This is a genomic window from Mucilaginibacter sp. A3364, assembly GCF_059690715.1.
In genome coordinates this window covers 954,759-971,277 of sequence record NZ_JCAWED010000001.1, presented here as the reverse complement: position 1 = coordinate 971,277, position 16,519 = coordinate 954,759, and the positions used below count along the sequence as shown (strand labels likewise).

The 16,519-nt window shown below is 41.9% G+C and carries 18 protein-coding genes and 1 tRNA gene; 6 read left to right on the top strand and 13 right to left on the bottom strand.

The window, feature by feature from the left end; genetic code table 11:
* Positions 1-41: 41 nt before the first annotated feature.
* The 9 genes from AC59JT_RS04280 to AC59JT_RS04240 form a co-directional block, all read right to left on the bottom strand.
* Positions 42-491 carry a MarR family winged helix-turn-helix transcriptional regulator gene (locus AC59JT_RS04280; protein WP_497396374.1) on the bottom strand — a complete coding sequence of 150 codons (450 nt, stop codon included), beginning with the start codon at positions 489-491 and terminating at the stop codon, positions 42-44.
* A 28-nt stretch (positions 492-519) separates the two neighbouring features.
* Positions 520-681, bottom strand: a complete 162-nt coding sequence (locus AC59JT_RS04275) for a C1orf53 family protein (protein ID WP_497396373.1) — start codon at positions 679-681, stop codon at positions 520-522.
* A gap of 1 nt (position 682) precedes the next feature.
* Positions 683-1,618, bottom strand: a complete 936-nt coding sequence (locus tag AC59JT_RS04270) for an MBL fold metallo-hydrolase (protein WP_497396372.1) — start codon at positions 1,616-1,618, stop codon at positions 683-685.
* 1 nt (position 1,619) lies between these two features.
* Positions 1,620-2,213 carry a dephospho-CoA kinase gene (gene coaE, locus AC59JT_RS04265; protein WP_497396371.1) on the bottom strand — a complete coding sequence of 198 codons (594 nt, stop codon included), beginning with the start codon at positions 2,211-2,213 and terminating at the stop codon, positions 1,620-1,622.
* Positions 2,213-3,160 carry a CdaR family protein gene (locus AC59JT_RS04260; RefSeq protein WP_497396370.1) on the bottom strand — a complete coding sequence of 316 codons (948 nt, stop codon included), beginning with the start codon at positions 3,158-3,160 and terminating at the stop codon, positions 2,213-2,215. The genes coaE and AC59JT_RS04260 overlap by 1 nt, the downstream gene beginning before the upstream one ends.
* A gap of 121 nt (positions 3,161-3,281) precedes the next feature.
* Positions 3,282-3,599, bottom strand: a complete 318-nt coding sequence (gene yajC / locus AC59JT_RS04255; protein WP_497396369.1) for a preprotein translocase subunit YajC — start codon at positions 3,597-3,599, stop codon at positions 3,282-3,284.
* A 10-nt stretch (positions 3,600-3,609) separates the two neighbouring features.
* The gene (locus AC59JT_RS04250) at positions 3,610-4,050 is read right to left on the bottom strand and encodes a DUF1573 domain-containing protein (protein ID WP_497396368.1); all 441 of its coding nucleotides are present in this window, start codon (positions 4,048-4,050) and stop codon (positions 3,610-3,612) included.
* Positions 4,051-4,056: 6 nt separating this feature from the next.
* Positions 4,057-5,007 (bottom strand): transcription antitermination factor NusB, encoded by a 951-nt coding sequence (gene nusB / locus AC59JT_RS04245; RefSeq protein WP_497396367.1) that lies wholly within the window; start codon positions 5,005-5,007, stop codon positions 4,057-4,059.
* A 42-nt stretch (positions 5,008-5,049) separates the two neighbouring features.
* Positions 5,050-6,135 (bottom strand): Glu/Leu/Phe/Val family dehydrogenase, encoded by a 1,086-nt coding sequence (locus AC59JT_RS04240; protein ID WP_497396366.1) that lies wholly within the window; start codon positions 6,133-6,135, stop codon positions 5,050-5,052.
* Positions 6,136-6,278: 143 nt separating this feature from the next.
* Between AC59JT_RS04240 and AC59JT_RS04235 the strand changes: the two genes are divergently transcribed.
* From AC59JT_RS04235 to AC59JT_RS04225, 3 genes are all read left to right on the top strand, one after another.
* Positions 6,279-6,788 (top strand): GNAT family N-acetyltransferase, encoded by a 510-nt coding sequence (locus tag AC59JT_RS04235; protein ID WP_497396365.1) that lies wholly within the window; start codon positions 6,279-6,281, stop codon positions 6,786-6,788.
* 44 nt (positions 6,789-6,832) lie between these two features.
* Positions 6,833-8,623 carry an ABC transporter ATP-binding protein gene (locus AC59JT_RS04230; protein ID WP_497396364.1) on the top strand — a complete coding sequence of 597 codons (1,791 nt, stop codon included), beginning with the start codon at positions 6,833-6,835 and terminating at the stop codon, positions 8,621-8,623.
* Between the two features lie 122 nt (positions 8,624-8,745).
* The gene (locus tag AC59JT_RS04225; protein ID WP_497396363.1) at positions 8,746-9,081 is read left to right on the top strand and encodes a DUF3276 family protein; all 336 of its coding nucleotides are present in this window, start codon (positions 8,746-8,748) and stop codon (positions 9,079-9,081) included.
* Positions 9,082-9,163: 82 nt separating this feature from the next.
* Here the strand turns inward: AC59JT_RS04225 and mgtE are convergent, their stop codons facing one another.
* The gene (mgtE, locus tag AC59JT_RS04220) at positions 9,164-10,534 is read right to left on the bottom strand and encodes a magnesium transporter (RefSeq protein ID WP_497396362.1); all 1,371 of its coding nucleotides are present in this window, start codon (positions 10,532-10,534) and stop codon (positions 9,164-9,166) included.
* 186 nt (positions 10,535-10,720) lie between these two features.
* Between mgtE and ychF the strand changes: the two genes are divergently transcribed.
* Positions 10,721-11,824 (top strand): redox-regulated ATPase YchF, encoded by a 1,104-nt coding sequence (gene ychF, locus AC59JT_RS04215; protein WP_497396361.1) that lies wholly within the window; start codon positions 10,721-10,723, stop codon positions 11,822-11,824.
* A gap of 83 nt (positions 11,825-11,907) precedes the next feature.
* Here the strand turns inward: ychF and AC59JT_RS04210 are convergent, their stop codons facing one another.
* Complete coding sequence (locus tag AC59JT_RS04210) at positions 11,908-13,104, bottom strand: metallophosphoesterase (protein WP_497396360.1); 1,197 nt, start codon at positions 13,102-13,104, stop codon at positions 11,908-11,910.
* Between the two features lie 373 nt (positions 13,105-13,477).
* Between AC59JT_RS04210 and AC59JT_RS04205 the strand changes: the two genes are divergently transcribed.
* A tRNA-Arg gene (locus AC59JT_RS04205) sits at positions 13,478-13,549 on the top strand.
* Positions 13,550-13,664: 115 nt separating this feature from the next.
* On the opposite strand, the gene AC59JT_RS04200 is transcribed toward AC59JT_RS04205, so the two are convergent.
* Positions 13,665-14,858 carry a PAS domain-containing sensor histidine kinase gene (locus tag AC59JT_RS04200; RefSeq protein ID WP_497396359.1) on the bottom strand — a complete coding sequence of 398 codons (1,194 nt, stop codon included), beginning with the start codon at positions 14,856-14,858 and terminating at the stop codon, positions 13,665-13,667.
* A gap of 164 nt (positions 14,859-15,022) precedes the next feature.
* Between AC59JT_RS04200 and AC59JT_RS04195 the strand changes: the two genes are divergently transcribed.
* Positions 15,023-15,673 (top strand): BON domain-containing protein, encoded by a 651-nt coding sequence (locus AC59JT_RS04195; RefSeq protein ID WP_497396358.1) that lies wholly within the window; start codon positions 15,023-15,025, stop codon positions 15,671-15,673.
* A gap of 73 nt (positions 15,674-15,746) precedes the next feature.
* Here AC59JT_RS04195 and AC59JT_RS04190 read toward each other — a convergent pair whose 3' ends face one another.
* On the bottom strand, positions 15,747-16,505 hold the full coding sequence (locus tag AC59JT_RS04190; RefSeq protein WP_497396357.1) for a DUF6920 family protein: 759 nt from the start codon (positions 16,503-16,505) through the stop codon (positions 15,747-15,749).
* Positions 16,506-16,519 lie beyond the last annotated feature (14 nt).

The following is a 16,519-nucleotide window of genomic DNA, read 5'->3' as shown; positions in this document are numbered from 1 at the left end:
TTGCGCCAATGTTTCGACGGAGCTCAGCATGATACCCTGTTTTAACCTCTCAGCTTATCCAACAGATCGCTTAGCATACCGGCTTCTTCTTCGGTAAGGTTGTTTTTCAGGAAATCTTTGGTTTTAAACTCCGCATCCATGGTGGCCAATACTTCAAGACCTTTGTCGCTAATACGGATGTCGACAGCGCGCCTGTCTTTATTATTGGTGCAGCGGCTTATCAGCTCTTTTTGTACCAGGCGGTCAACAATGCGCGATGCATCGCTCATTTTGTCAACCATGCGCTCTTTAAGCAGGTTTACGGTAGCCGGTTTTGGGTACTGGCCGCGCAGTATACGCAGTATATTAAATTGCTGACGCGTTAAATTATGCTTACCGAAATGACAACGCAGGGTATTATTTAGCCAACCTTCGGTATAGGCTATGTTAACAACTGCCTTATGGTAGTTGTCTTCAAATTTGGAGCTTTGTATTTCGTCGTCTATACGCATACGTGGTACATGCAATGTTACAAATATGTTATTTTTTTATCGAAATATTATCATCCTCGTCTTTTCCAAATTTCCAGGGGCAGTGCAGGCATTTGTTTTGGCAGCAGTAGCCGCGTTTTAGGTGATAAGCTTCGGTGAAAACAAAATTACCATCCTCGTTTACGTAATAGTCCTCACCTTCCTGCAACATACTAGTTCAGTATTTTTACTACAATATCTTTTAAATGGGCCTGCAGGTGTCTGCCTTCGCCATGCAGGGTCCATACCTGTTGTGGTTTAACTTTCTCTATGGCTTGTAAAATATCATTCCAGTCGGCATGGTCTGATATAAACAAAGTATCTTCTTTATTTACCTGCAAATTTTTCCAGCCCGAAGCAAATAGCCGTTTTACCCCAACCGCTTTTATATAGCTATTAAAGGTAAACGGCGGGACAATGTAAACAAACTCTTCCTGCGTTTTCATCAGTTTACGGCCATACATTTGATAGCTACCCAAAGCAAAACCAGCTTTCTCGTAAATAACATTCATGGGCATAATGCGGTGATGCATCAGTATTTTTTTTTGTGGAGCGTGATCATTGATCATACGTACCAGCCGCTGGCTTTTGCCCATGCCATAGGCACCCAATAAAATATTGCTTTTAATGTTATTCAGCTTTTGTATTTCGGCCACCGGGTCGGGATGGATGATGTTGGGATCGGCAAAGGTACTTTCGGTTATCAGTACATCGGCGTTAACCCATTCCAAAGGTTCGCAGGTGGTGTCGGGCTGTAGTTTATAATCGCCGGTGTACAGGTATTTTATGCCCTGGTATTCCATCAATATCATAGCAGAGCCTAACATATGCCCTGCCGGGACAAAGGTAAATTTGATGCCACGTAAAGAAAAAGGCTTACTATAGTCGGCAATATGGAAGGTTTGCGCCGCGTATCGTGCATAGCGCAACACCATAAACGTTTGTGTATGCTTAGTACAATACACATCGCGATTACCGCTAACGGCATGATCCGCATGTGCATGGGATATAACGGCGGTTTGCACCGGTTGCTGTGGATCAAGGTAAAAATCTCCGTATTTACAGTAGATACCGTTGGCATTGATCGCCAAAAAATCATCCAATATCATATTAAACGCCGGCCAGTTGTAAAAAGGTGTGGTGCAGGGCTAACACCTGTGGTATTACCAATTGTTTATCATCGTTAGCAACCTGGTAGTCGGCCAGTTCTTTCTTCTTCTCTTCGGTAAACTGGCGCGCCTCACGGGCCTCCACATCGGCACGACTTATTTTATCGCGTTTCATTACACGTGCAAGTCGTGTTTCTAAAGGGGCGGTAACCAAAAGGGAATAGTCGCACATTTTGTAGGATGAACTTTCAAACAGTATGGCCGCCTCCTTCATCACGTAGGGGTGATCTTGCTTGCCTTCGGCCCAAACCTCAAAAGCCCTGAAAACGGCGGGATGCACCAGGCTGTTAAGTTTAGTCAATTCGGCATCATTATTAAAAACTATGTTGGCTATGTATTTACGGTTAAGCTCGTTGTTGATGTACGCCTCGTCGCCAAAAGCGTTTTTTACTCCGGCAACCAGTTCGGCATCGGTGGTCATTACCGCCTTAGCCGCCGCATCAGCATAAAAAACCGGCACGCCTAGTAGCTCAAACATGCTGCACACGGTGGTTTTGCCACTGCCTATGTTACCTGTTATACCTATTTTGAGCATTATTTTTTAATGATGAAGTCAATATTCTGCGGCTCTATCTTTACAATTTTGCACCAGCCGGGCATATTGGTTATTTTGACAGGCAGGTTGGTGTACCCATATCTGCGCCACAGATCTAAACTTGCCCTGGCCTCAAAAAGGTCTTCGTTTATATCATTATAGCGACCCAGCGAGGTGGTAAATGTAACTTTAACCTTTTGCGGGAATATCTTCACGTTAAAATATTCGTGGTTATCGATCAGTTTAACAGGAACCTCAAGCGCTTTTTCGGTAAACTCATCAACAGGCACCCTTACGCGCACGCTTTTGGGATAAATGCTGATATTTCCTTCGGTAGATGGCTTAAGGGGGATAGTGGTCACCACCGCTTCGTTTACATCCCTGGCCACAACCGAATCGGTATACCAGGCCTTTATTTTATCAATGCGGCTGCTTGGCCCGCTAACCGTTACATATGATGGCTTGATCACTACCTTACCCGATTGCCCAAATTGCTGCTGGTACTGTATATCGCTGTTAAGCTGTACCGGCACGCGGCGCACACTGCGGTTTGAAAAATCAAAGTACAGCGTATCCGGGTCAAAAGCCACGATAGGGTATGTAAAAGGCTTATCGGCATTGATCTGGTTTAGCTGGCGGTGTAAAGCCAGGTATGACCGGTGCTCCAGTTCGCTCAGGTCAATGCTGATGATTTTGTTCTCATCATTCATTTTAGATAACAACATTTGCCAGCCTGTGCCCCGTACCGTAACGTCAATCGTATCCGATTGCAAAGGATGAAAAGCCCGCCGCAACGGCGCGTTTTTAAACCTTACTATTTCTTTAATGGTATAGGTATAAGGGCTAGACAATGACACTACTATCCAGGCGCCAAAAGCGAGTAACAGACAGGTAAAAAATACCGATATCCGCCTGCGTTCTGTAACCGATAGTTTGAGTATTGCCATACTGAGGTTAAAGGTAAACTAAAAGCTTTTAAAAGCTAAAAGCCGAAAGTACAAAGCTAAACACCATTTGTGTGGTTTTAGCTTTATTCTTTCAGCTTTCGGCGTTAAGCTTGTGCTTTATTTATTTAGCCGGTGCGTTTAGCGCTTTGGTAGCATCTAAAGAGATAGCCGATTTATCAAAACGTATTTTGCCACCACCTTCGGTTTCAATTACAAGTGTAGCTTCGGCAACTTCAACAATTTTGCCGTGTATGCCTGCTGTTGTTATTACTTTATCGCCTTTTTTAAGTTCGTCGGCTAATTTTTTTTGCTCTTTTTGCTTTTTTATTTGCGGGCGGATCATGAAGAAATAAGCGACCAGGATGATCAATCCCATCATGATAAATTGCGGATTAATGCCGCCTATTGTTTGGCCCTGTAGTAAAATTGTTGATATCATTTTTTGAAAATTATTTTTTTGCTAATACTTCGCCTATTAAACGTACTACCGTTTGCGGCGGGTTCATGTTGGTAGTAATGGTAATCATTTTGTCTTGCAAACCTACTTTGCCTGCTGTGTTAAATACCACGTCAATGGCGCCTTCTTTACCCGGTAATACCGGTTCTTTAGGCCATTTAGGTATGGTACAACCGCATGATGCTGTGGCATTACTGATGATTACCGGCGATTTGCCAATGTTCTTAAATTTAAACTGGTAAACAACCGAGTCGCCATCGGTAACTTTACCAAAGTCATGCGTTTCGTGCTCAAACTTTAAAAAAGGTTCGTCACCATAATAAGCAGGAGCACTTTCTGTTGTATCGGTAGTTTTCGCTTCCTTTTTATCAGCCTGGTTACAGGCTGTAGCTAACATACCTGCGGCTATGCAGGCCAAAAACAGTTTTTTCATTCGGGTTTATTCTATTAATCCTCTTCCTATTTTCTTGATCTTTTTCTCGGCTTTAAGCTCGGCCAAAATCTTGTCTAAGATACCGTTTATAAACGAATTACTTTTAGGCGTACTAAATTCCTTCGATATCTCCAGGTACTCGTTAATAGTAACCTTAACCGGTATTGATGAGAAGTTGATAAACTCGGCTATAGCCATTTTCATCAGCAAAGTATCCATCATGGCAATACGCTCGGGCTCCCAGTTTTGGGTTTTCTCGCTTATCATTTCCTGGTAATCCTTGTTGTAACGGATAGTGGTTTCCAAAAGCGTGATAATAAACTCACGGTCTTCATCCCAGTTGCCGGTTACTTCGGCCAGTACATTTTTCTGGTAGTTATCCTCGTTAGAGAAGTTTTTGAATGTTTTAGCTATCAAAGCCTGTAGCACATCCTTATCCACCGGCCAAAAAATAAACATATCCTCAAACACCTGCTCGGCAAGTGATGATTTCAGTATAACTTTCTTGAAAATGAATTTGATGATGTCTTTATCCGTTTGGATGGTGTCGCCGGTTTTGGCCAGGTAATCGGCATACTCAGGCGAGTTTTTAAGCGTGGTGAATAGTCCCTTTACCAATTCAGGATCAAAGCTCCATTCAACTTTGTATTTCTTAACGCCCTGGTTAAATTCCTTGTTTTCCTGTAGCGATAAGTAAAAACGGTTGCTTAAAATTTTAAGGTTGGCGTTCAGGTCATCAGCAGTAGGGAGGTGCTTGGCGGCACGTTCGTTAGCGTCATTTTCGGCATAGCTAACAATTTCTGATATTAACGATAGCATCCAGATATACATTTCGTATACCTTATCAATGCTTTGTAATAAGTTTTTTTCGTGTTGTTTGATGTTGCTTGCATCGGTTTGGTAATACCCATACAACGATTGTAATACTTTTACCCTAAGGTGCCTTCTGTTTAACATTGTGTAAGAACGATTTAGGACGAGTCCTGTTTGTACTAATTATTAATATGATGATTTTACTTTATTGATATCTGCAATACGCTTTTCAACAATTTTGTTGGCAGCTTGTATTGTAGGTATGTTTTCGGCTTTTGATAGTTTTAAAACGTTGCGTGTAGCTTCGTAAATATTTTCAGTCAGCTGTAATGATCTTTTTTTATTGAAACCCATTAACTCCGAATAGCAGTTAATTACGCCACCGGCATTAATAACGTAATCCGGGGCAAATAAGATGCCTTTGTCCAATAATAATTGTCCATGTTCGGTTTCGTCTGCTAATTGATTATTGGCAGATCCGGCTATGATGGCGCATTTAAGCTTGTTGATGGTTTGCGTATTTACCGTACCACCCAAAGCGCATGGCGAATAAATATCGGCATCAATATCAAAAATACTATTGTTTGATACGGCTTGCGCACCGTATTTTTTGGATACCTGCCCTGCCCTGTCTTCGTTAATATCGCTGATGTAAACTTTCACATTCTCATCGCGCAGCAATTTGACCAGGTGCTCGCCCACGTGGCCGATGCCCTGCACAATTACCGAACGTCCCGCCAGGCTATCATTACCAAACAGATCTTTTACGGATGCTTTAATACCCATAAACACGCCCATGGCCGCAATTGGTGCGGGGTCGCCGCTGCCGCCCATTACTTCTGGCAGACCGGCCACATGTTCGGTTTCCATGCGGATGTATTCCATATCGCGCGGGTTGGTACCTACATCTTCGCCTGCTATAAACTCGCCGTTCTGGTTTTTTACAAAACGGCCAAATTTGCGTAATAAAGCTTCTGTTTTGTCGCGCCGCGAATCACCGATAATAACTGCGCTGCCACCGCCCAGGTTAAGGCCTGATATCGCCGCCTTATAGGTCATGCTTTTTGAAAGACGCAAAACATCCTCCAAAGCATCCTCCTCGGTTTTGTATGACCACATGCGTACGCCGCCTAGCGCGGGGCCTAATGTAGTATCATGAATAGCGATGATTGCCTTTAAACCCGTATCAGGATCACTGCAGAACACAACTTTTTTGTGTCCGTATGCCTCAAGCTTATTAAAAATAGATCCGGTAGCTTCGTTTGCTGGCATATATCAGTAGTGTTAACAGGCGCAACAAAAGTAGATGTTTTTTTTAATGACGCAAAGGTTTTCGCCACAGAAATGATACAAGCAACACGCCCGTAGCAATTTGCATTGCACATTGGCATACTTAAACCCTTATATTTGGCTTAATGAGCCTGATTTTAGAAACCGAAAGACTAACCATACGAGAGTTTTTACCCGAAGAACTGGAAACCTATTTACAGCATTTCGCAGATGAAAGGGTAACATTACACCTCCCCAAACGCGGCCGCGAGGAACGGATCACCATTTATAACAATGCTTTAAAAAACTATGCCGAAACCAAAACGTACGGCATATGGGGCATGTTTGATAAAAACAACGGCTACTTTATAGGTAGTTGTTTATTGCGACCATATGATGACGAAGCCGGGGTGCTTGAATTAGGTTACAGTATGGATCATGCCTACTGGGGCAAGGGCCTGGCTACCGAAATGGCAAAAGCTGTAATAGCACATGGCATGGCCGATGATGAAATTAAAGAGGTGGTTGCCGTAACTACTTTGGATAACGTGGCATCGCAAAACGTGATCCTAAAATCGGGTTTGATTCGGGTTGATGATATTGTCCGTGGAGAGGAAACGCTGGCCTGCTTCAGGATGAGCCCACCTTCACATTAATTTGAAAAGCCGACGCATTACCGTACTTTTGGGTTCCACCATATATGAAAGACCTCGCGTACCTCAATAAATTCTTCTACAAATACCGCTGGCGATTGATACCGGGAATACTATTCGTAGTTATCTCTAATATATTCAGCGTATTGCCCGCGCAGGTTATCCGCATAGCGTTTGATTTGGTTACCGAAAACATTGGCGTATACCAGCTATTTTCGGGCTTCGACAGGCAACAACTGATTTATGAAATATTTGGCTCAAGCCTGTTGTTATTTGGCGCTTTAGTGTTGGTTTTAGCACTTGTACGTGGCCTGTTTTTATTTTTTATGCGACAAACCATTATCCTCATGTCGCGCCATATTGAGTTTGATCTAAAAAACGAGATCTATAATCATTACCAGGTATTATCATTAGCTTTTTACCGCCGTCATAATACCGGCGACCTGATGAACCGCGCTACCGAAGACGTGAGCCGTGTGCGCATGTACCTGGGGCCGGGTATTATGTATACCATTAATACCGTGGTGCTTTTTGTTTTGGTGATATATGCCATGCTTACAGTTAATGTGCGTTTAGCCGCTTATTCCGTACTTCCGCTGCCTATTTTAGCGGTGCTGATCTACTACGTAAACAACGTCATCAATTTCCGCAGCGAAAAGATACAGGAGCGGTTATCTGGTTTGTCAAGCTTTGTACAGGAGAACTTCTCGGGCATACGCATCATGAAATCATACGTACGCGAAGGGTTTGTGCGCAAACGTTTTGCTGCCGAAAGCGAGGATTACAAAACCCATTCTATGGAACTGGTAAAGGTGCAGGCCGCTTTTTTCCCGGTTATGCTGTTACTGGTGGGTATAAGCAACGTTATTGTTATTTATATAGGTGGTATTGAGGTGATGAAAGGCAATATCACAGCGGGTAACATTGCCGAGTTTGTGGTTTATCTCAGTCAGCTTACCTTCCCGGTGATGGCCTTAGGTTGGGTAACATCGCTTATTCAACGCGCCGCAGCATCGCAAAAGCGCATTAACGAGTTTTTGCACCAGGAGCCCGAGATCAAATCGCCGGATGTGCCTAAGCGTGTTATCAATGGCGCTATCGAATTTAATAATGTATCCTTTATTTATCCCGACACGGGCATAGAAGCCTTAAAAAACGTATCCTTTACGGCGCAGCCCGGGCAAATGGTGGCTATTATAGGGCGTACAGGTTCGGGCAAATCAACCATTGCTAATTTGCTGCTGCGGATGTATGATACTACCGGCGGCGAGGTTTTAATTGACAACGAACCGGTAAAACAACTAAACCTGGAAGGTTTTAGGGCACAGGTGGGTTTTGTACCGCAGGAAGTATTTTTATTTTCGGATACCATCGCCCACAACATAGCCTTTGCTGCCGACGAGCTGGATATGGCCAAAGTTGAGCAAGCTGCAAAAGATGCTGCGGTTTATAAAAACATCATGGAGCTGGAAAAAGGCTTTGATACTTTGATAGGCGAGCGTGGCATCACCCTATCCGGCGGGCAAAAGCAGCGCGTATCCATAGCCAGGGCATTGGCCAAGCACCCGCAAATATTGATATTTGACGATTGTCTTTCGGCAGTTGATACCCGTACCGAAGAAGAAATATTAAATAACCTTGGACAGGTTATGCAAGGTAAAACCAATATTATTATCGCGCACCGCATATCAACCATAAAAAATGCTGATAAGATATTGGTGATGGATGCCGGCGAAATCATAGAACAAGGCACTCATACGCAGTTAATGCAGCGTAAAGGCACTTATTTTGAGCTTTACGAAAAGCAATTGCTGGAAGAAGAAACCCCGCAGCTGTAAGTTGTTAACATTTATATAGTTAAATGGCCTAAATTTTTCAATATTATTGGTATTAATACTTGTACTTTGAAAAATTATTTATATTTATGCCTAACAAAACTAAACTACAACACTAATTTAACATGGGAGATTTCGACAATAGAGAGCGCGAAGAGGTTTTTTCAAAGAAGGTAAGGGCGGGAAAGAGGACTTATTTTTTTGATGTAAAGGCAACCAGATCTAACGATTATTATATTACAATAACCGAAAGCAAGAAAAGATTAGAGGATGGCGTTTTCATCAAACACAAAATTTTCCTGTATAAAGAAGACTTTGAAAAATTTATAGAAGGCCTTAACGGAACTATTGAATACATTAAAGATCACCAGGAAGTTGTAGAAAAACGTTACGAATACAGCGATGCGCCGGAAACGGCCAAAGCTTCTGCCGACGAGGATTTCTCGTTCGACAACTTATAATCAGTATAACCAAAACCAACTATAAACCAAAAATGAGAAAACCCTGCCGCCTGGCAGGGTTTCTTTGTTTATAGACTATCTGTTAAGCCAAAAAGTTTTGCATATTCATCAACGCAATGCTGAAGTAAATAATAAGCCCGGTAACGTCAACCAATGTAGCTACAAACGGTGCAGATGATGTTGCAGGGTCGGCACCAAGTTTCTTTAACAAAAGCGGCAGCATAGAGCCTGCCAACGAGCCCCACAATACAACACCTATCAATGAAAAACCTACCGTAAAGGCTACCTGCAGCCAATGCGGGCCGTATACAGTACTAAACTCGCTCCATATCGCTATTCGCAAAAAACCTATTATACCTAAGGTAAGGCCCAGCATAAGGCCTGATACAATTTCGCGGCGCATTACGGTCCACCAGTCGGCCAGGGTAACTTCGCCCAGGGCCATAGCCTGTATAATAAGCGTTGACGCCTGCGAACCGCTGTTGCCACCGCTAGAGATGATCAAAGGGATAAATAAGGCTAATACAACAGCCTTCTCTATCTCGGTTTGAAAAAAGCCCATGGCCGTTGCGGTAAGCATTTCGCCAAAAAGCAATAACACTAGCCACCCAACACGCTTTTTAACCAGTTTAAAAATATTGATATCCAGATAAGGCTCATCCAAAGCTTCGGTACCACCTATCTTTTGGATATCCTCGGTATATTCTTCGTTAGCTATCCAAAGTATATCATCCACGGTTACTATGCCCAGCAATATGTTCTCGTCGTCGGTAACCGGCAAAGCGGTGCGGTTATTCATCCTGAATACATTAATGGCTTCCTCCTGGGGGTCGGTTGCTTTAAGTGCTATAAGCCTGCCGTCCATGAGTTGGCTCACTTTAGTATCCGGGTCAACCAGTAATATCTCGCGTATGCGGATGTCATCCAGCAAAACACCTTTATCGCCCAATACATAGATCACATCAATGGTTTCGGAGTTTTTACCAAACTGGCGAATGTGTGAAAGCACACGGTTAACGTCCCAGCTTTTTTTAACGGCGATATAGTCGGGCGTCATTAACCGGCCAACGCTATATTCGTCATAGCCTAAAAGGGCAAGGGCCTCTTTCCTATCGGGCGCGGATAACAGCAGAATCATTTTCTTTACCACATCACCATGCAGTTCGGCAAAAAAAGCGGTACGGTCATCCGGCGGAAGTTCGTTAATGATCTCCGCTATTTTTTTACCCGAAAGTTTTTTGATGATACGCTCCTGCGTAGGGAAATCTAATATGCGGAACACATTTACCGCACGATTAAGCGAGAGCACTTCGATAAACCTGGGGCCATATTCCGGAAGCTCGTCTATCAGCTCTTCAACGTCTGATATATTAAGGTTGTTAAGATACTCCTGTAATTGCGGCTCGTTTTTTTGCTCAAGCAACAACTCTATTTGTTCAACCATTTCTTCCATATTATGTGCCGCTTGTTACATGGGTTTACCGTTCGTGTTTGATAGCTGCAAAAGTCGTTTATTTTTTCAAATTATCGGGCAGTAATTTATGTTATCTTTGCGCTTTTTAAAGAGATAAGAATCAAGAGCCAAGAACCAAGACATCTTGACTCCTGGTTCTTGGCTCTTGACTTTTAAATAAAATATATGGCTTTACAATGTGGTATAGTAGGTTTGCCAAACGTGGGTAAATCAACTCTTTTTAACTGTTTATCAAACGCTAAGGCGCAGGCGGCTAACTTCCCGTTTTGTACCATTGAGCCAAACGTGGGCGTAATTACCGTGCCTGATGAAAGGCTTACCAAACTGGTTGAAATAGTTCAGCCAAAATCCATCGTACCAAACACCATCGAGATAGTTGACATTGCCGGCCTTGTTAAAGGTGCCAGCAAAGGCGAAGGCCTGGGCAACCAGTTTTTGGGTAACATACGTGCCACTAACGCTATTTTGCACGTGTTGCGTTGCTTTGATAATGATAACGTGATACATGTTGACGGCAGCGTTGACCCTATCCGTGATAAAGAGATCATAGACACCGAGCTACAGTTAAAAGACCTGGAGAGTATCGAGAAAAAGATACAAAAAGTTGAAAAAATGGCCAAAACCGGTGGCGACAAAGAGGCTAAAAAAACCTTTGAAGTATTAACCGTATACCGCGAGCATTTACTGGCCGGCAAATCTGCCCGTACGGCTAACATGCCCGAGGAAGATAAAGAATATATAGCCGACTTATGGCTGTTGACCGCTAAGCCGGTGCTTTACATCTGTAATGTTGACGAAAGCTCTGTGAATACAGGCAACGCTTACGTAGAAAAAGTAAAAGCTGTAGCTAAAGAAGAAAATGCAGGCGTACTGGTAATATCGGCACAAATTGAAGCTGAAATTTCAGAGCTGGAATCATTTGAAGAGCGTGAAATGTTTTTGAACGATCTGGGTTTAACCGAGTCGGGCGTTAACAAGCTGATCAAAGAAGCTTATAAACTACTTAACTTGGCTACCTATTTCACTGCTGGTGTACAAGAGGTACGTGCCTGGACAATTACACAAGGCTTTACTGCACCCCAAGCGGCAGGCGTTATTCATACCGATTTTGAAAAAGGCTTTATCCGTGCCGAGGTGATTAAATATGTAGATTTTGTGAAATACAACGGATCAGAAGCTGCCATTAAAGAAGCCGGTAAAATGGGCGTTGAAGGCAAGGGCTATATTGTTGAGGACGGTGATATTATGCACTTCCGTTTTAACGTATAGTTTTTTTAGAACCAAGAATCAAGAGCCAGGAATCAAGATGTATTATCTTAGTTCCTGGCTCTTTTATGCATGCAAAATCAGTCTTAACTCTTGGTTCTTGGTTCTTGGCTCTTCTTTAAAGTGATCACCGTTATCTCCGGCCATATCCCTACCCTGCCTTTAAGGCCCAAAAAACCGAAGCCACGATTTACATACAGGTATCTATCCTTTTGCTTGTATAAGCCGGCCCATTGTTTGTAAACGTATTTAATGGGGCTCCACTTAAAGCCGAATAATTCAATACCAAACTGTGCGCCGTGGGTATGGCCTGACAGGGTTAAATGGATATGTTTTAAATTATTCAGAGTGACAGCTTCCCAATGTGACGGATCGTGCGACATCAATATTTTCACTTGGCTATCATTAACGCTGGCGATGGCTTTTTCCAGGTCGCCGTATTGGTGGAAGCCGCCTTTGCCCCAGTTCTCTACGCCAATTAGCGTGATAGATTGACCATCTTTTTTTATTTCGATAGCTTCATCCAGTAACAAACGGAAACCTATTTTACCATGTACCGCTTTCAGATCGGCCAGGTTTGCAGCTTTTTCGGCGGTGCTTGACCAGGTGGTGTAATCGCCGTAATCATGATTGCCTAATACCGAATATTTGCCCATTGGTGCCGCTAATCGCGCGAAGGTAGATATCCATGGGGTCATTTCTTCGACTTTGTTATTTACCAGGTCGCCGGTGAATAATATTACATCACTTTTTTGCGCATTAACCATGTCAATGCCTTTGTTTAGTCCATCAGCATCGTTAAAACTGCCGGCATGAATGTCTGACAGTTGGGTTAACGTAAAACCGTCAAAAGCTTCGGGCAGGTCGTCAAAATACAGGGTTTCTTTATGAACACGATAGTAGTGCCTGCCGCGCGTAAGGCCGAATATCAAACCCAATAAAGGCACAAGCGCCACCAATAAAGCCAGCTGACTTACCCAAACAGCATGCGGCGGCATACCCCTGAATAAACGGGTAGCGTCTTCTATCAACAAAACAGGTGTGCCCACTATTTTAGGCACGGCCGATATCAGCATTAATGACATAAGCCATGATAATGTTTTGGGTGCGCTTCCGCGCTTCCGGGCAAAAATGGTAAATACAACGCCGGCCAGCAGCAGCATATCGGCAAACCAATAGGCCAGGTACCAAAGTTTGTTGGTGGTTAGTGTTTCAACAGCGTTAAAAAAATAGAAATCGGCAAACAGCCAAAGTATAATAATGTACAGAACTCTTCTTTTCATCGTATAGAGGTAGACGACTGAGCCATTAAAATATTTTATGAACGGTACATTTTATCATGCAATTTGTAAAGCAAATATTAAACTGCTAAGGTAACAAGGGTTAAATCAATTTTATATATTTGTGGCAATGCTTCCGTAGTTCAATGGATAGAATTATGGTTTCCGGTACTAAAAATTAAATACATCAAATAATTGATAATCAGATTTTTAGAAATATAATTTAAAACATTTGTAAAACATTAGGAATATTCACAACAGATTGATTACCAACATTTTAAACAAATAAATCAATAATATTTTCAACCATCGATTTAATTTCTTTAGAAGACAAATCACACGTTGATCATTGTATATAAAGGTCGAAAAACAATTAGCTCCCGTAGTTCAATGGATAGAATTTGCGGTTCCGGTCCGTAAGATAGGGGTTCGAATCCCTTCGGGAGCACTTAGAGAGATAAACTTTTGCTTATCTCCATTTTTATTTCTAATCTGTCACCTAAATCTACTTTACGCTTTATAGTTCTACAATGGTAATATCCTGAACGTTTTTCATCAATACTTTAATAATTACTTAAAGGAAATTTCAATACAAACGTGGTTCCTACGTTTTCCTTACTTGAAAAATGGATTACCCCGTTCATTTTCTCTACATATAGTTTTACGATATGTAAACCAAGACCAGTACCCTCAACATCTAATGTATTGCCTGCACGAAAGAAAGCATCGAATAATTTTGATTGATCATCATCGGGTATTCCAATGCCGTTATCCGCTACAGTGATTATACAACTGTTTACTGTAATTTCTATAACTAATTTAACCAAGCTATCCTCTCCGGAATATTTAATAGCATTTGATATAAGGTTTATCAAAACATGTTGAATCATACTACTGTCTAATACTACGCAGCCGGTAATTCCTTTCACTTCAAAATCAATCTTTTGCCCATGTTTAAGATGTAATGTCATTCCATCAATAACATCTTCACATAGTATTCTCAGATCAAACTCTCTATAAACAGGCTTAACCTGACCGTTTTCAATTCGTTCGATCGATAAAAACTCATTTAAAGTGTCAGTCAGGTTTTTTACAGAATGCTTTATTTTATTTAGATGATTGAAAATTCTTTGCTTATCAAGTTTGTCAAAGTAATGCTCTATAAGTGATGCCGATAATTGTATTGCGCTTAAAGGTGTTCTAAATTCATGCGAAGCGATAGACACGAAACGAGTCTTAAGTTTATTGATCTCTTTTTCTTTTTGAAATGAAATACTAACCTCATCTTTTGCCTGCTCAAGGGTTTTTATAACACTTTGCAGAAAATCGGTTCGTTCGGCTACAATCATTTCTAATTCATTTGCATGCTCCTTTAATTGCTGCTCCGCTTGTTTCTCTACACTCAGATCATGTAATATGCCTGCATAAATAGTTTTATCATTAAATCTGACGGCACTTACAGCAAGCCTGGCCGGAAACATCAAACCGTCTTTCTTAAGAACTGATATTTCACGTCCGATCCCGATAATGTGAGCGCGGCCGGTTTGTTCATACCGTTCGATATACTTGTGATGATTTTCCCGGTCAGGCGAAACCATTAGTTTCTTTATATTCTGGCCTAAAAGCTCACTTTCACTATATCCTAATAATTTGCAGGCAGCGGGATTTATCAAGAGTATTGAACCGTTTCTGTCAATTACTAATATACCATCAACAACGTTTTTTATGATGACTTCTAAAAGATCGGCGTTGTACATAAGGTTAAGAATGAACTATACAAAACTTATCTTTTTTAATATTTCAGAGAATGACGGTGGTCACATTTCATTTTTTTACATGCATGTAAATCAAAAGCATAAATAACCAGCATCATTTTTTCTGTAAGCCCTCATACTGAGCTTTGACATATAAAAATATTATCATGAAAACAGATGTCGAAATTCAAAAAGACGTGATAGACGAACTCAAGTGGGAGCCCGTACTAAACGCGTGCGAAATTGGTGTAGCCGTTAAAAATGGCGTAGTGAAGCTAAGCGGAGATGTAAGCAGTTATGGCAAAAAGTTTGCCGCCGAAAAAGCAACCTGGCGTGTTAAAGGCGTAAAAGCGGTGGCAGAAGATTTGGAAGTTACCTTACCAAATGACGATAGGCTAACGGATACCGAATTAGCTACTAATGTGCTAAATGCGCTGAATTATCAAAGCCTGGTGCCCAATGACCGGATCAAAATTAAAGTATCTGACGGGTGGTTAACCTTAGAAGGCAACGTTGACTGGAATTACCAGAAAGAGTCCGGGTTGGCTGCAGTCAGGCATTTGAAAGGTATAAAGGGCGTGCACAATTTCGTCAGTGTGAAACCTACCGTAAATACCATTTTGGTTAAAGAAAATATAAAAAAGGCCCTTGAAAGAAGGGCCGACATTGAGGCGGCCAATATAAAATTGGAATCCATTGGTAACAAGTTGATATTAAACGGAACTGTTAGATCATGGACTGAAAGACGCGCCGCAGAAAATGCCGCCTGGGCCACACCCGGCGTGGGTGCCGTTGAAAATAATATTCTCATTGTTTAGGGGAGCAGATCAATAATTTAAACGGCCGGCATAATATTGTCCGGCTGTTTAATTAAGGGTTTTGACGAGTCAACTAATTTATACTAGCTACTCTGCCCTTAAAATAAGTATGATCTCCCTGCGGTAAGCTCCATACTGCCATAAAATTCGATGGAAATACTTTGCCATTGCGCTCCACATAATTCCAGGCATGTGCCGTCCATTTATATTTTTCAAAGCCGTTGTTGGTTTTGCAATAGCGGTCGGTAGTTTCAAATCGCAAAAACTCGTTAAACTTATTAAAGTAAAAAACCCCTTCTGCTTTTATAGTTCCGTATTGAATTTTTGCTTTAATGGTTAAAGCGTCAATTTCTACTAATGTGATATAGGGTTGCAGAAAGTATTGTGGGATCAAAACGGCCTCTGCCAGTATAGTTACCAATTCGGCCTGATCTATTTCATCTCCTAATACGTTACTTACTGTAAAAGTATTAAGCAGTTTAACAAGCATTCGTCCCGCCCCCAAGGTAAAACTATCTATGGCGCACATGGGTATAATGCCAAACAGTTTGGTTTCCATTAACGCCACGCGGCCGGGCACACTGATAAAGTTGGTTTGTTCACACGCAACAGAGCTCCATTTTTTATTGGGCTGCATTTTTAAACGCGTGTACTTCCACTTGACTTGGTAACTTATCTGCTCTTCCTTAACGGTGTACCCGCATTTGTTTAAATATATCTTTATGACGTTTGGTAATTCACCAGGCGACCTACGCGTAACAGGGAACAATACATCATCACAGCTTTTTGCTTCCGACTCAATTAATAATTTATAAATGTGTTTAATTTTCATATAGTCATCCGGAA